Below are 15,423 nucleotides of genomic sequence, written 5' to 3' on the forward strand. Positions count from 1 at the left end.
ATGTGCAAGCCACCCGGGCGTAGAATGCCGCCTTCCCAAACACCATTCGCGAACTGCTTCGCGAACCGAGCCCGCCTCATGAACAAACCGCCGCGCAAGAAGAACCCGACCTTTGGTATAGCCGTCTTCATCGTGGTGGCGATCCTGGTGGTGATTGCCACGCTGTTCTACAACGCGATCCGCGAAAAGCACGAGTTCGAAAGCCAGAACGCGAAGGCGCCGTCGATTTCATCCGAAGCTGCGGCAGCGGCGACGGCCGTGAAGCCCGCAAGCGGCGTGGCGCAGTAACCCGGCGCGGGCGCGTCGGCGTGAAGCGTTGCACTGGCTCTTCTTAAAAGCCGCGCCGACGAACGCGCGCCGCCGCACAACACGCAGCTCTCACCCACACAACAGAGCGCCGCCCGTCCCCCAGCGCTTCCGCTTCACCTCACTCCTCCGGCAACCGAATCACACTCGCATCCTTACGGATCAACGCCGCCGCAGCCAGCATCTGCTTGCACTGATGGGCGAGCAGTTTCATGTCGTGCACCGCATCCGCCGAATACTCCGGCGACTTCTCCGTTTCGACCACCATCGCATCAAGCTCGCGGCTCAACAGTTTGATCTGCTCGGCATGGTCGGCGGGCAGCGGGGTGCCGGCTTCCGCTTCGGTCAGATTGTCGCGCACGACGCTCAGCGCGCGTTGCAGCGGCTGTAGCGATACATCGTCGGCGTGCTGTTGTTGCTGCGCGGAAGTGCGCAGCAACGGCGCGACCGCGGTGATCTGCGAAGCGAGCACGTGGCTGCGCACCAGCAGGCCGTTCAGTTCAGGCACGAACATCTGCGCGGACTTCGGTTCGAGCATCATCCGTTGGAACGCCTGGCCCAGATTGGCGAACGCCACGTGGACGTTCTTGCGCGCGAGCCGGTAGCGGTAGTCGCGGTCGAGCGCCGTGGCGGCCGCCACAGCGGCAGCGGACGCGCCGGCCGCGGGTTTCGTGGTCGTAATGGTGACCATCGGGGCGCTTGCGCCTGCGTTGACATCCGCGATCGGCTGGATCGTGCCGTTGCTGCCCGCCGCGCCGACCTGGACACCGTCGCCGCCACCACCGCCAGCTCTCGCCAGCGCGGCTCCCCCGAACCCGATTGCCGGATCGGCCATCGCCGCGGCCGGGGCACGCGCGCCGGCTTCTGTCACCACCGCCACCACCGCGGCGGCCGGCTTGCCGCTCCACCACCAGCTCGCTTCCAGATACTGCCGCGTCGCATTGATCATGGTGTTGACGAGCTTGCCCATCAAACGGTATTCCCAGTACGGGAACAGGTGACTTGCCGCGATCGCGATCGCGCAGCCCACCACGGTGTCGATCGCGCGTTCGCCGATGATGCGCATGCTGCCCGGCGCCAGCAGGTGAAACAGCAACAGCACGTACGACGAAGTGAACACCACGCTCGCCGTGTAGTTGAACAGCAGCAGGCTGTAGCTCATTACCATCGACGCGAACATCGCCACCATCACAATGTGCGGTTCCTTGACGAAGATGATCAACGCGATGCTCGCCGCGCAGCCGATCAACGTGCCGACGATCCGCTGCCCGTTGCGCTGCTTGGTGAGCGAATAGCCGGGCTTCAGGATGATGACGGTGGTCATCACGATCCAGTACGCATTGGTGAGCGGCAGCAGACGGCCGAGCCAGAAGCCCACGGCGACCGCGATCGTCACGCGCAACGCGTGACGGAAGCTCGGCGAGGCCATCGTCAGGTTCGAGAGGATCTGCCCGAACGGTACGCGGCGGCTCGACACGAAGCGGTTGAGCGCCTGGTCGATGCGCAATTCGGTTTCGGTCTCGCTGGGGTCGCTCGACAGGCTCTTGCGCATCTTGTCGATCAGCCGCGTGGCGCTCCAGATGCGGCGGAAGCTGGACGACACCGCCGAATAAGCCTCAGGGTTCTGGGCCGGCATCTCCTGCTTGCGCATCAGTTCGATTTCGAACTCGATCGCGCGCAATTCCGCCTTGACGTTCACGCGTTTGCGTGGCGCGTGATTCTGCAGCACCGCGAGCCCGATCTCCTCGAGATCCTCGGCGGCCTTGCGAATCAGGTCGCGATAGAACACCAGCAGGTCGGAGCCGCCGAACGTGGTGCGCACCAGCGAGTAATCCGTGTGTGCGCCGACGAACAGCTCGTGCAGATCGACGGTGTTGATGAACAGATTGAACAGCATCGCGCGGCGGGGTTCGAGCTTGCCGCGCTTGAGCTTGGGCAGATTGCGCAGCACGATGTCGCGTGCGGCGTCCTGACGTTCCACCGCGGTGATCTGCTTGTCGACCAGCACGCGATAGCACTCGTCCAGATCGTTGTCGAGATCGTAGAACGCCGCGCGCGCGAGCAGATACTCGGCGCACGCGAACACGCTTTCGGCCAGTGCCTGCTGCTCGATACGATGCAGCATCCAGCGGCTGACGAATGTCGACCAGTAGGTGTACCAGAGACCGCCCAGCAGAATCCACGACGCGTTGACGAGCGCCTGCATCGGCGTGAAGTGCTCCTCCAGCGTCATGATCATCATGAACAGCGTGGCGAAGCTGATCTGCGGCCAGCGGTTGCCGTACACGACGATCAGCGACAGCAGGAAAGTGAGCGGCACGACCGTGCACCACAGCGCGACCGGGTTCACCGTGGCGAGGCCGGTGGCGAGCGCGGACAGAAAGCCGATCACCGTGCAGGCCAGCATCTCGTTGTGCTTGTACTTGAGCGGCCCCGGCATGTCGACGACGCACGCGCCGAGCGCGCCGGTGGCGATCGTGAAGCCCAGTTCGCGATCGTGAAACACGATCAGGCACAGTAACGCCGGTAGCGACACGCCGACCGCGATGCGCAGTCCGCCATAAAAGTACTGGCTATAAAGGAATTTTTTTATCTCAACCGAATAGCGCATCGACTACCTGACTTCCATTCATTGAGCAAACCGCGGTTGAAGGGACGGACCCAAACTGCCGTCGAGTCTAACTGATTTTGTGTGCGATCTGACCTCATCCGTTCGGCCAGGTTATGCCCTGGGAGCGCGTTTGTTATGCTGTCGCTTCACTGTCTGACGCGGCTCGCAGGTTGCGTTCGCGCCGCGCGCCTCATCCGGAATCCATGCTCCAGCTCTTCTATTCGAACCGTTACGAAACGCTGGTCGGCGCCTTGCTCGACGACCTGGCCCAAGCGCCGTCCGATCCGTGGACCGCGCAGCCGGTGATCGTCCCCAGCGCGGCGGTGCGGCGGCGGCTCGAACTCGATATCGCCGCGCGCCAGGGCATTTGCGCGAACGTCGATTTCGGCTATCTCGCGCAATGGCTGTGGGCGCAGATCGGTCGTGTGATCGAGGTGCCGAGGCATTCGCCGTTCGCGCCGGACCGCCTTGTGTGGCGTTGCTACCGGCTGCTGGGCGAAGCGGACGAGGCGCTGCCTTGGAATGCATCGCCGCGTCTGCGCACCTATCTCGACGCAGCGGACGCATCCATGCGCTATGAGTTGGCGCGGCGCGTGGCGACCGTGCTCGACCACTATCTGACGTATCGCCCGGAATGGCTGCTGCAATGGCAGAAGGGCGGGTCGATCTTCGCGAGCGGCGCGGCGCACGACACCGGTCCGCGTCTCGTTGGCGCGAGCGAGGCGGCGCGCGAGGACGAACGCTGGCAGGCGGCGCTGTGGCGCGCAGTGCTCGCTGAAGTGGCGGACGTCGCGGGAAATCCGCAAACGCCCGCCGCCGCATTGCCGCCGGCCTATCGCTTCCTGGAGGAAATCGGCACGCTCGACCTCGAGGCGATTTCGAAAGCTCAGTGGCCCGAAGCGGTCAGCGTGTTCGCGTTGCCGACCATGCCGCCGTTGCACGTCGCGTTGCTGCGTGCGCTGTCGCGCTGGGTCGACGTGCGTCTGTACGTGATGAACCCGTGCCGCGAGTTCTGGTTCGACGTCGTCAGCGAGGGGCGTGTGCAGGCGCTCGACGCCGCCGGGCAACTCGACTATCAGGAAGTGGGTCATCCGTTGCTCGCCGAATGGGGCCGTCAGACGCAGGCGCAGTTGCACATGCTGCATGAGCTGACCGAAAGCGCCGCGTCCAGCGAGACCGGTGATTTCACGGAGAACCCGGAGCCGAGCTGGCTGGCCGCCGTGCAGAACGGCATCCTCGATCTGCGCATGGAAACCGATGCCGATGAACTGCCGGTCGAGCGAGGCATCGAGGTTCACGTATGCCATAGCCTGTCGCGGCAGCTCGAAGTGCTGCACGACCGCCTGCTGGGCTGGTTCGACGAGTTTGACGATCTGCAGCCTTCCGACGTGCTGGTCGCCGTCTCCGATCTCGCGGCGGCCGGTCCGCTGATCGACGCGGTGTTCGGCACCACGCCCGCCGGCGACACGCGCCGCATTCCATATCGGATCACCGGCTTGCCGCCGTCGCAGGCCAATCCGGTCGCGCGTCTGCTGCTCGACTGGCTCGCGTTGCCCGAACGCAGCGTGGGCGCGCCGGACCTGATCGAATGGCTGCGGGTCGACGCGATCGCCGTGCGTTACGGCATCGACGCGAATTCGCTCGAAGCCGCGCAGGAATGGCTCGCGTCAGCCGGCGCGCGGCGCGGGCTCGCGCCGCTCGAACCGACGGGCGAACATGTGCCGATTGCCCGACACACTTTCGCGGATGCGCTCACGCGTCTTTACCTCGGCTACGCGATGCCCGACGGCGGCGAGCCGGTCGATGCGTGGTTGCCGGTCGAAGGCGCGGACGGCTCGGACGCCGAACTGCTCGGCCGTCTGTCGCGATTCGTTGACGACATCGACACCTTCGCGGCGCGCTGCGCGATCGAACAGACACCGGCCGAATGGTCGCGTCTGCTGCTCGAAACGCTTGCGCAGTGTTTCGACGGCGGCGTCGAGTTTGCCGAGACACTCGCCGCCGTTCGCGACGCGGTCGACAAGATGAGCGACGCGATGCAGGCTGGCGCCGAAAACATCACGTTGCCCGCCGCGGTGGTGCGCGGCGCGCTCACCGAGGCGCTCGACGACCCGGCGCGCGGCGGCGTGCCCTGGGGCAGCGTGACGTTTTCGTCGCTCACCAGCTTGCGCGGTTTGCCGTATCGGATCGTGTGCCTGCTCGGCATGGACGACGGCGTGTTGCCGAGTCTCGCGCGCGCCGACGAGTTCGACCTGATGGCCGCGTTCGGCAAAGCCGGCGACCGCCAGCGGCGCGATGATGAGCGCAATCTGTTTCTCGATCTGCTGCTGGCCGCGAGCGACCGCCTTTTCATCGGCTACACGGGCCGCAGCATTCGCGATAACGCGCCGCTGCCGCCGGCCGCGCTGGTCGACGAGCTGCTCGACTACCTCGCGCAGGTTTCGGCGGGCGATCACGCGAGTCCCGCCGAGGTGGAGCATGCGCGTCACGCGTTCATCGTCGAGCATCCGCTGCAGGCGTTCGCGTCGGACTACTTCTCGGCGCAGCGCGAATTGTTCAGCTACGACGCCGATCGCGCGGAACTGGCGACGCTGCTGGCCGCGCCGCAGCATCCCGCCGCCGCATCGTTCTTCGACCAGCCGTTGCCGGCGGAAGACGCGTCGCCGGTCGCGTTCGACGAATTCGTGCGCTTCTGGCGTCATCCGGCGCGGGCGCTGTTGCGCGATCGCCTCGGCATCGTGTTGTCGGATGCGCAGGGCGAATTGCTCGACACCGAGCCCTTCGAACTGGACTATGCGGGGCGCGATGCATTGGCCGATCGTCTGCTGCCCGTGTTGCTCGACACCGATGCCGAAGAAGATGACGCGGTGATGTCCGAGCGCGTGCGCCGCGTTGCCGCCGCGAGTCCCGAGTTGCCGGGCGGCGCGACGGGCGCGGTCTGGCGCGCGCGCGAACTCGGCGCATTGCGCCAGCTCGCCGCGAGCGTGCGCCGCGAAGTGGCCTCGGGTGTCGAGCGTTTGCCGTTCGTGCTCGACATCGCACCGCGCTGGCCCGACAGCGCGGATATCGCCGGCACGCTGTTCGGTCCGCACGACGCGGCGCTGCGTCAGGCCGCCGAAACGCCGCTGCAACTGCACGGCACATTGAATTTGCTGACCGGAACGGGACAAGTGATTTTTCGTTACGCCAAAGCGACCGCGCGCGACTACCTGTCGGCCTGGCTCGCGCATCTGGTCTATTGCGCCGCGCGGCCGGACGGCCCGCGCCGCACTGTGTGGCACGGCAGCGGCGAGAGCTTTGAATTGACGGCGGTTGCCGCGCCGCTCGACGAACTCGCGCCGCTCGCCGCGCTGTTCAAGGCCGGGCGCATGCTGCCACTGCGCTTCTTCCCGAAGAGCGCATGGACGCGGGTCAGCGAAAGCGATTCGGCGGCGCAGGGCGTGTGGATCAACGACCGCGTGCGCAGCGAATCCGACGACTCCGCGTTGCGCATCGCACTGCGCGGCACGCCGCTCACGCTCGACGAACCGTTCGGCAGTCTGGCGTCGATCGTGTTCAAGCCGCTCGTCAAGCATCTGCGGAGCGCTTCATGAGCGGCGCCGTGCGCAGTGCCGCGCTGGTCGCGGACGAACTCGACGTCTTTGCGTGTTCGCTCGACGGTGTCAATCAGATCGAGGCGTCGGCGGGGACCGGCAAGACCTGGAACATTTGCGCGCTGTACGTGCGGCTGCTGCTCGAAAAGAATCTGAACGCAGATCAGATCCTGGTCGTCACATTCACGAAGGCGGCGACCGCGGAATTGCACGAGCGCATTCGCGGGCGTCTGGCGGAACTGCATCGCGCGATCGAGATGGACGACGACGGCGGCGACCCGTTCATCCAGCGTCTCTTTGAAACGACGCTTGCGCCGCAGCGCGGCATCGAACGCGAGGACGCCCTGAAGGTGGTGCGCCGTGCGCTGCGCACGTTCGATCAGGCGGCGATTCACACGATTCATGCGTTCTGTCAGCGCGCGTTGCAGGAAGCGCCGTTCGCTGCCGCGATGCCGTTCGCGTTCGAAATGGAAGCCGACGACGCCGCCTTGCGCTTCGAGATGGCCGCCGATTTCTGGCGCGAGCAGGTGGAGCCCGTGGCCCATGCGCATCCCGCGTTCGCCGCGTGGCTGGTGGCTAAACGCGCCGGTCCCGCTTCACTCGACGAGCAACTCGCGCGGCGTCTGAAAAAGCCGTTGGCGCAGTTGCGCTGGGGCGCGCTCGAAGCAAGCGGCGGCAGCGCCGATCCGCAAGCGGATTTCGATGCCGCGTTCGGGCTGTGGCAGGCGCAGCGCGATGCGATCGTCGGTCTGCTCGCGCAGGTGCAGGAGCGGTTGAGCAAGACCACGCACAAGCCCGAACACGTGAGCGCCGCGATCGCCGCGTGGACCGACTACTTCGCGCAGGGCGATTGTCACGCGCCGCCGCCGAAGGCCGCGTTGAGGCTGACCGTGTCGGCATTGAAGAAGGCCACCAAGGTCAAGTTCGAAGCGCCGGAGCATCCGTTCTTCGAACACGCCGAGGCGCTCGCGGCCGCCGTGGTCGTGGCCGAGGCCGCGCAGCGCACGCGCTGGCTCGAACTCGTGCAAACGTGGCTCGACTACGCTCCGGCCGAACTCGTCGCGCGCAAGCGCACGCGCCGGGTGGTGTCGTTCGACGATCTGCTGTCGAACCTGTATCGCGCGCTTGCCGCTCATCCGTGGCTTGCCGATGCTTTGCGCACGCGTTATCCGGCCGCGCTGATCGACGAGTTTCAGGATACCGACCCGCTGCAGTTCGCGATCTTCAGCCGCATCTTCGCGCCGGCTGGGCCGCTCTTTCTGGTCGGCGATCCGAAGCAGGCAATCTACAGTTTTCGCGCTGCGGATCTGCACACCTATCTGGCGGCGCGCGCGGCGGCATCCGCGCGCTACACGCTGGCGGTCAATCAGCGCTCGACCGCGCCGATCGTCGAGGCTTGCAACCGGCTGTTCGAGGCCAATCGCGACGCGTTCGTGCTCGAGGGGCTCGACTATCAGCCGGTGCGCGCGGGCGAGCGGCGCCGTCCGCCGTTCTCCGACCCGGGCGCGGACGCCGGCGATTTCCGCATCTGGAGCCTGCCGCAAGGCGACGCCGCGCTGACCAAGCGCGACGCGCAGCGCGAAGCGAGCGAAGCATGCGCCGCCGAGATCGTGCGGCTGCTGCGCGGCGCGCGCGAAGGCGCGGTGACGATCGGCGACGCGCCGCTCGCGCCGGGCAACATCGCGGTGCTGGTGCAAACGCACAAGCAGGGCAGTTTGATCAAACGCGTGCTGGCGGCGTGGGGGGTGGGCAGCGTGGAGCTGGCGCAGGCGTCGGTGTTCGCGACACTCGACGCCGAGCAGATCGAGCGCGTGCTGGCCGCCGTCGATACACCCGGCGATCTGCGCCGTCTGCGCGCGGCGCTGGCAACCGACTGGCTCGGTCTCGACGCCGCCGCGCTGTGGCGTCTGGAGCAGTCCGCCGACGCGCCTTCGTCCGCCGACGACCCCGCGCACGCGGCCGACGCGATGGGCTGGGTCGAGCGTTTTTCGCGCTATCGCACGCTCTGGCACGAGCGCGGTTTCGCGGTGATGTGGCGCACGCTGATGCGCGAGTTGCGGGTCGCGCAGCGGCTCGTCGCCGGACCGGACGGGGAGCGCCGTTTGACCAACGTGAACCATCTCGCCGAACTCGTGCAGGCGCGTGCCGCGACGCAGCCGGGCATCGCGCCGACCTTGCGCTGGCTCGCCGCGCAACGCGCGCAGGGCGGCGGCGAGGACGCGCAGTTGCGGCTCGAGTCGGACCGCAACCTCGTGCAGATCGTTACCGTGCACAAGTCGAAGGGGCTCGAGTACGCGGTGGTGTTCTGTCCGTTTCTGAACGACGGCGGCTTGCGCGAGCCGCCGTCGTCCGGCTTGCCCGATGCGCGCGAATACCACGACGCAACCGGCGAGGCGGTGCTCCATTACGGTTGCGACGACGAAGAGGCCGAGCGCGCGTCGCGTTACGCGGTGCGCGAGCAGGCTGCGGAGCGGGCGCGGCTCGTGTATGTGGCGCTGACTCGCGCGGTGTATCGCTGCTATCTGGTCGCAGGCACGTATCTGTCGTCGCGCTCGACCAAAGAGTCGCGCCGCAGCGTGCTGAACTGGCTGGTGGGCGGCGGCGGACATAGCTTCGACGACTGGCTCGCCGAGCCGCCCGACGAAGCCGCGTTGTCCGCGCGCTGGCAGGCGCTCGCGGGCGGCCCGGTCACGCTGCGGGCGCTGCCGCAAGTGGCGCGCCGCACGCCGTTGGAAAACCTTCAGGATCATGGCGCGCAGATGCAGGCGCGCGCCAATCGCAGGCCGTTGCGCGATCAGTGGCGCATGGCGAGCTTCAGCGGCCTGATTGCGGCCGGCGGCAAAGCCGAGGAGGCGCGCTCGCCGGTGGAAGACGTGCGGCCCGATCACGATGAGATCGCCGATGCGCTCGGGTCCGCGTCTGTGGCCGCGCCCGCGCCGCAAACACCGTCGCATGCGGAGGACGACATCCTCGCGTTTCCGCGCGGCGCGGCCGCCGGCGACTGCTTGCACCGCATGTTCGAGCTCGCGGATTTCACCGATCCGCGCACATGGACCGATGCGATCCGTGGCGCGCTGCGCGAGCGGCCGGCGCCCGCCGTGCCCGAACTCGCCGCGCGTCTGCCCGCGATGATGCACAACCTGCTTGCCGACGTCGTCGCCACGGAACTCGTGCCTGGCATGACGCTCGCGCGGCTCGATCCGCATCGGCGCCTGAACGAACTCGAGTTTCTGTTCGCAGCGCCGTCGCTCGATTTCCCCGCGTTGCGCGAGCTGCTGATCGAATACGGCTATCCCGACGTCGCGCTGGAACCCGGCGTGTTGCGCGGCTTCGTCAAAGGATTTATCGACATGATCGTCGAGCACGATGGACGCTTCTGGATCGTCGACTGGAAGTCGAACCATCTGGGCGAGAGTGCCGCCGACTACGCGGCGGCGCCGCTCGAAGCGGCGATGGCGAGCCACGCGTATCACCTGCAGGCGCTGCTTTATACGGTCGCGCTGCATCGCTACCTGAAAACGCGGGTGCGCGATTACGCGTATGACACGCACATCGGCGGCTATCTGTATCTGTTCGTGCGCGGCGTGCGTCCCGCCTGGGGCGATGCCGATGGCCCGGCAGGCGTGCATATGCGGCGGCCCGCGTTCGAACTGGTGGCGCTGCTCGACGCGGCGATGATCGGAGGCGTCGCATGAGCACCTTTGAACAAGGCCTCTCGGCGCCACCCGAACTCGACGACATCGGCGTGAACCTGCCCGCGCCGGCCGATTTCAGTCTCGCGCTCGCCGAAGGTTTCGCGCGCCGCATCGGTACGCTGGCGCGGCGCACCGGGGCGTCGGCCGAAGCGGTGAAGTGGGCGGCGCGAGGCGCGTTTGCCGCGAGTCGCGCGACGGCCGAGGGCCATGTGTGCGTGCCGCTTGCCGTGCTGGCGCGACGCTTCGAGGCATCGAGCGCCGAGGTGCGCGCGGCGTTGCTGGCGAGCGGCATGGCGAGCGATGGCTCACCGAGTGCGGCGGCGTTGCGGCCGCTGGTGATCGACGGGCAGGGCAGGTTGTATCTGGCGCGGTACTACGACTACGAGCGGCGTCTGGCCCGCGCGCTGGTCGCGCATGCTCGCGAGTGCGATACATCGGAGGGTGCCGATATCGACGCTGACGCTCCAACACTCCGCGCGCGCGTACTGCACTACTTCGGTCCGCCGAAAGACGACGAGGTCGACTGGCAACGTGTCGCGGCCGTCATGGCGCTGTCGGGGCGCCTCACGATCGTCAGCGGAGGGCCGGGCACCGGCAAGACCACCACCGTGGTCGGCGTGCTGGCCTGCCTGCTCGACTCCCGCGCGGATTTGCGGATCGCCCTCGCGGCGCCCACCGGCAAAGCCGCGCAACGAATGCAGGAAGCGCTGCTCGCGCGCGCCGGCGCTTTGCCGCCCGAACTCGCCGCGCGTTTGCCGCAGACTTCGTACACGTTGCATCGTCTGCTCGGCTCCGGGCCGGGAGGGCGTTTCCGTCATCATCGCGACAATCCGCTTCCTTACGATGTAGTCGTGATCGACGAGGCGTCGATGATCGACGTCGCGATGGCCGCGCATCTGCTCGATGCGATCGCACCGCAAACGCGTCTCGTGATGCTCGGCGACAAGGACCAGCTCGCCGCCGTCGAAGCCGGCGCGGTGTTTGCCGAACTCAGCGCCAGGCCCGCCTTCACGTCGGCCGGCGTGCAACGGATCGCGCGGGCGCTCGGCATCGAAGAGGCGCGGCTCGCGCAGGCCTTGCCGCGCGAGTCGCCGGACTTCGACGAAACGCCGGCAGATTTTTTCGCGCCGTTCGAAGCGCCGGACAATTTCGATTCGTCGCCCGATGACCTGTTCGCGCATGCCGCGCAGCCGGACGAGTTCGATCGACCACCCGCGGGCGACCTATTCGGCAGCACCGAGCCGGTCGATGAGACGAGCGCGTCGCGATCATCTTCGTCGCGGGCTCCTGCAGCGGCGTCGGCAGCCCATGCTCAGGGCCCGCTCGCCGACCGGGTCGTCTGGCTCGAGCGCAACTACCGGTTCGGTCTCGAGTCGCCTATCGGCCGATTGTCGCTCGCAATCCGCGGCGGCTCGGCGAGCGCGGCGCTCGAAGTCCTGCAGGCCGACCCCGCCGAAGCCTGCCCGGCGGCGCTGTACGAAGACACGCACGCGACGCTTGCCGAGCGCACCGTCGCGCGGCTTGCCGAAGGCTTCGCGCCTTATGCCGACGCGCTCGTCGCGGCGCTCGCAGCCGACACGCCGGACCCGTTGCCGCTGTTCGACGCGTTGAACCGCTTCCGCATCTTGTGCGCGACCCGTTCCGGACCTCGTGGCGTCGATCAGGTGAATGCGACGATGGCCGCGCAGGTGCGGCGAGCGGCCGGTGTGACGTTGGCGGTGGGCGCGCAATGGTTCGCGGGGCGTCCGGTGATGGTGACGCGCAACGATTACGCGCTGGGTCTTTTCAACGGCGACATCGGTATCGCGCTGCCCGGCGCGAGCGGTGCGCTGCGGGTGTATTTCCGGACCGGCGACGGCAGTCTGCGGGCGGTGTCGCCGGCAGCGCTGCCGCCTCACGACACCGCTTTCGCATTGACGGTTCACAAGTCGCAAGGCTCGGAGTTCGAGCACGCGGTGTTGATGCTGCCATCTGCGTTCAGCAGGGTCTTGTCGCGCGAACTCGTGTACACGGCGATCACGCGAGCGCGCGAGCGGGTGGAGGTCATAGGCGCGCGCGGTGTGCTGGCGCAGGCGATCGCGACGCCGACTCAGCGTGATTCGGGTCTTGCCGCGCGGATCGCGGAGGCGTGGCGGCGCGCTGGGTAGTGGGGTGGTGGCGGGCGTAGTGCCTTTGTGCTTAACCCACGATCCCATCAGCCTGCACACGCGCATCGACGCGATGGCGCATCGTCTTCCGATACCACAGCGTCCACAGCGCGAGGGCCCCGTAGATGCCATAGCCGATGAACGGCGACACCACCAGGAAGCGCTCGATCGGCCACGTGAGCGCCATCCACGCGCGCACCGCGGTTTCGCAGGTCAGGCCGGCGCCCCAGACCAGCGTCATCAGCCGCATCGAGGAGGCGAGGCCCGGCCGCTCACGCCACAGCGCTTCGAAATGCGCGGCGCCACCTTCCATTTCGCGGGCGACGGTGGCGCGCGCGAGATAGAAGATGAGCGGACGGCGCATCGGCAGCGACAGCAGAAACACCACGCCGATCGCGCCGGACACCAGCGACTCGCGCAACAGCAGCACCCGTGGACTGCCGCCCAGCGCCATAGCCGCGACCGACAGCACAATGCCGGCCACCACCATCACGCTGAGCGCGTCGACGCGGCGAAAGCGCGCCAGTTCGACCAGGCTCCAGACGATCGGCGGCACGGCGGAAGCGATCAGCGCGCCGGTCTCGCCGAGATGCGGCAATGCGAGCCGGTAAGCGAGCCACGGCAGCAGAAAATTGACGGCCAGTTCGGCGACGAATCCCGGACGAAGCTTCATATGAATTTACGCTGTAAGCGAAGAGGGCAGTATTGATGAACCCGCCGTAGCGATGCAAATAGTTTTTCCCATCGACCGCCGCGCCCGATAGCCGATGATGCGTAGCCGGCGTCAAGCGCTGCCCATCGCGCTGTGTACACTGACGTCTCCTAGCCCCAAACCAGCCTCATGACATCCCGTTATCCGATCCCGCCGAACGAAATCGAATTGACCGCCGTGCGCGCGCAGGGAGCGGGCGGCCAGAACGTCAACAAGGTTTCGAGCGCGATTCATCTGCGTTTCGACGTGCACGCTTCGTCGCTGCCGGAAGTGCTGAAGATGCGCTTGCTCGCGCTGTCCGATCACCGGCTCACGCGCGACGGCGTGGTGATCATCAAGGCGCAGGAGCATCGGACCCAGGAGATGAACCGCGCGGCAGCGCTGGCGCGGCTCGACGAACTGATCGAAAGCGTCAGCGTGACGCGCAAGCAGCGTGTCGCGACCCGGCCGACGCGCGCGTCGAACCGGCGGCGTCTCGAGAGCAAGGCCAAACGCAGTGAGATCAAAACCGGCCGTGGCCGGGTGGACGACTAGCGCTTAACGCTTGCCGCCGCGGCCGGCGGGACGCGCATCCGTGTTCGATGCGGCCGGCACGAAATCGACGCACAGCACATGCGTGCCGTCACGTTCGAACGCGATGGCCGCGGTGTAGCAGTCCTGACCATCCGCGAGCGAATAATGCGGCCCCATCATCGCGACGCGTCCCGGCGCGGCGAGCGCATGCTTGAAATAGGCGCGCCGCGACCAGTTGCTGCGCGTCTCGGAGTAGAGCGGGGCGAGCCGCAGCGGCGTCGGCGGCACCGACGCGGCCGTCACCGACGGCTGGGTCTGCTCACCCAGGCCGTCGGTGATGAACACCCGGCGCGCTTCGCGCAGATGCCACATTTTTTGCGCGGCCTGACGCAGATCGCCGGTTGCCTTGAAGGTGTCGGCGGCACTCAGCACCGCCTCCGCGAATCCTTCGAAGCCGAGCCGCTGGTGGCCGGCGTGCGCGCGTTCGTAGTCGGCGAACTTGCTCCAGATCGACTCGATCAGCGCCGGCACCTGCGTGCATGCCGCCTGCACCGAACCCTTCGGCTGGCCAAGCCAGAAACCCTGCACGAAATCGACGTCGGCCTCCATCAGGATCATCAGTTCCTCATCGGTCTCGACGCCCTCGGCCAGCACCAGCGTGCCGGATTGATGGAGCATCGCGATCAGGTGGCTGATCATCGAATCGTCGCCCTCGCGCTTGCCTGCGCGCGCCACCAGCGAGCGGTCGAGCTTGACGATGTCGGGGCGAAACCGCCACACCCGGTCGAAATTCGAAAAGCCGGTGCCGAAGTCGTCGATCGCGATCAGGAAGTCGCGCGGCTGCGACGCGGCGAGCATGCTGGCGACCGCGGACTCGTCGTCGGCGGGCTGCTCCAGCACCTCGATCACGATGCGCTCCTGCGGCAGCCCGAAATGCGCGGACAGTTCGTCGATGAAAGCGCGTTGCGGCCAGCCGGTTTCGAACACCTGCGGGCGCGTGTTCAGGAACAGCCAGCCGGTGGTGATGCCCTGCTCCATGAAATTCGCCACATGCAGGCAGCGGGCGATGCGGTCGAGTTCGCGCGCATCGGCGGCCGAGCGGGTGCCGGAAAAGAGCACTTCGGGCGACACCGGCAGACCGACCGGATCGAACGCGCGCAGCAGCCCCTCGTAGCCGACCACGCATTGATGCGTGACCGACACCACCGGCTGGAACACGCTGTGCAAAGTCAGCGCGCGCCACGTCGCGGTCCAGCCGGACTCGCCGCGCACCAGATGCGGAAGCAGGCCGCTCAGGGTCAATTCGCTGACGGATGGCATAGATGCGGGCACGAGAGTAGACATGGAGACTTCGCGGCTAGCGGATGAAGGGGCGCGCAAATCGATTCGGCGCGCAATGGATGCACGGCCCGCGCGTCTGCAGGGCGAATCCGGTGATGCCCAGGAACGCGGAGAGCGATGCCAGCCATGCTGGACTCCGGCGGAATTAGTCAAAAAATCAAGACCAGTCTAGCAGTTTGCAATTCGCATGAATGTGCGGGTAATCACAAACTCTGAACTGGCCAACTGGCTAAGCAAACCGGTCGCCGAGGGCCTGTCCGGCACGGCGTCGCGCGAACTTGCGCCAGAGGTTCGCGCGTGCGTACCGGGTGTGAGACCGATTCTCAATCGCAATCAGTTGCCTGCATGAAGGCGAGCGTAGCAGGGCGGCAAGTGGCCGCCCGCCAAACTCCAGGCGCGGACGGTGCTCAGACGTTACGCACGTTTTGCCATGTTTCGCCATGTGTTGCCAGGCGCACATTGGGCGCTCGCCAGCAGGTTGGCTGGACGGCGGGTATGCTGCTGT

General features: G+C 67.0%; 8 protein-coding genes. 5 read left to right on the top strand and 3 right to left on the bottom strand.

The annotated features are described in order from the left end of the window. Positions 1-78 precede the first annotated feature (78 nt). Positions 79-288, top strand: a complete 210-nt coding sequence (locus P0D89_RS16695) for a hypothetical protein (RefSeq protein WP_408365107.1) — start codon at positions 79-81, stop codon at positions 286-288. Between the two features lie 139 nt (positions 289-427). Here the strand turns inward: P0D89_RS16695 and P0D89_RS16700 are convergent, their stop codons facing one another. Beyond that, on the bottom strand, positions 428-2,917 hold the full coding sequence (locus P0D89_RS16700; protein ID WP_408365105.1) for an FUSC family protein: 2,490 nt from the start codon (positions 2,915-2,917) through the stop codon (positions 428-430). Positions 2,918-3,120: 203 nt separating this feature from the next. On the opposite strand from P0D89_RS16700, the gene recC reads away from it, so the two are divergent. From recC to P0D89_RS16715, 3 genes are read left to right on the top strand one after another with little or no spacing between them, the layout of a single operon-like run. Further along, positions 3,121-6,510: an exodeoxyribonuclease V subunit gamma gene (gene recC / locus P0D89_RS16705; RefSeq protein WP_408365103.1), complete on the top strand. Its 3,390-nt coding sequence runs from the start codon at positions 3,121-3,123 to the stop codon at positions 6,508-6,510. Further along, positions 6,507-10,205: an exodeoxyribonuclease V subunit beta gene (recB, locus tag P0D89_RS16710; protein WP_408365101.1), complete on the top strand. Its 3,699-nt coding sequence runs from the start codon at positions 6,507-6,509 to the stop codon at positions 10,203-10,205. The genes recC and recB overlap by 4 nt, the downstream gene beginning before the upstream one ends. Beyond that, positions 10,202-12,352, top strand: a complete 2,151-nt coding sequence (locus P0D89_RS16715) for an AAA family ATPase (protein ID WP_408365099.1) — start codon at positions 10,202-10,204, stop codon at positions 12,350-12,352. The genes recB and P0D89_RS16715 overlap by 4 nt, the downstream gene beginning before the upstream one ends. Before the next feature lie 31 nt (positions 12,353-12,383). On the opposite strand, the gene P0D89_RS16720 is transcribed toward P0D89_RS16715, so the two are convergent. Continuing rightward, entirely contained in the window at positions 12,384-13,025 is a 642-nt protein-coding gene (locus P0D89_RS16720; protein ID WP_408365097.1) for a VC0807 family protein, read from the bottom strand. 168 nt (positions 13,026-13,193) lie between these two features. Here P0D89_RS16720 and arfB point away from each other — a divergent pair, with 168 nt between their 5' ends. Continuing rightward, positions 13,194-13,598, top strand: a complete 405-nt coding sequence (arfB, locus tag P0D89_RS16725) for an alternative ribosome rescue aminoacyl-tRNA hydrolase ArfB (protein WP_149675297.1) — start codon at positions 13,194-13,196, stop codon at positions 13,596-13,598. 3 nt (positions 13,599-13,601) lie between these two features. Here arfB and P0D89_RS16730 read toward each other — a convergent pair whose 3' ends face one another. Further along, a complete protein-coding gene (locus tag P0D89_RS16730; protein WP_408365134.1) occupies positions 13,602-14,897 on the bottom strand; it encodes an EAL domain-containing protein in 1,296 nt (431 codons plus the stop codon). Positions 14,898-15,423 lie beyond the last annotated feature (526 nt).

This window comes from Paraburkholderia sp. RL18-085-BIA-A, from assembly GCF_046027075.1.
Taxonomy (GTDB): Bacteria; Pseudomonadota; Gammaproteobacteria; order Burkholderiales; family Burkholderiaceae; genus Paraburkholderia.